Below are 594 nucleotides of genomic sequence, written 5' to 3' on the forward strand. Positions count from 1 at the left end.
TACGCTGATACGGCCAGAACCAACGATGTAAATTGCGAACTCATCTTTCAGACGGTTAACTTGCTCTTTAGATAGACCAGAGAACGAGAACATGCCGTTTTGACGTTCGATAAAGCTGAAATCTGCATCCACACCTTCTTCTTTCAGAGTTGCTACGAACAGCTCGCGCATCTCTTGAATACGGTCACGCATTTCTTGTACTTCCGCTTCCCATTCAGCACGTAGTTCTTCGTTGTTTAGAATATGAGTAACAACAGCACTACCGTGAGCTGGTGGGTTAGAGTAGATAGAGCGGATGATCGCTTTTACTTGAGAGAATGCTGTTGTTGCCACTTCTTCAGATTCAGCAACAAGCGTGAATGCGCCTACACGTTCATTGTATAGGCCGAAGTTTTTCGAGAACGAGCTCGCAACGAGAATTTCTTTGTTGTATTTCGCGAAAGTACGTAGGCCAGCTGCGTCTTCTTCTACACCCTTAGCAAAGCCCTGGTATGCAAAGTCGAACAGAGGAAGCAGTTTCTTCTCAGCAATCAGCTTCGCTAGTGTTTCCCATTCTTCAGCAGTTGGATCGATGCCAGTTGGGTTGTGGCAGCA

General features: G+C 46.1%; 1 protein-coding gene. It reads right to left on the reverse strand.

The window, feature by feature from the left end; genetic code table 11:
* On the reverse strand, positions 1-594 hold a 594-nt coding region (locus R7Z47_RS25850), incomplete at both ends, for an aminotransferase class I/II-fold pyridoxal phosphate-dependent enzyme (protein ID WP_318130893.1).

It is taken from the genome of Vibrio sp. 1641, from assembly GCF_033339995.1.
Taxonomy (GTDB): domain Bacteria; phylum Pseudomonadota; class Gammaproteobacteria; order Enterobacterales; family Vibrionaceae; genus Vibrio; species Vibrio alginolyticus.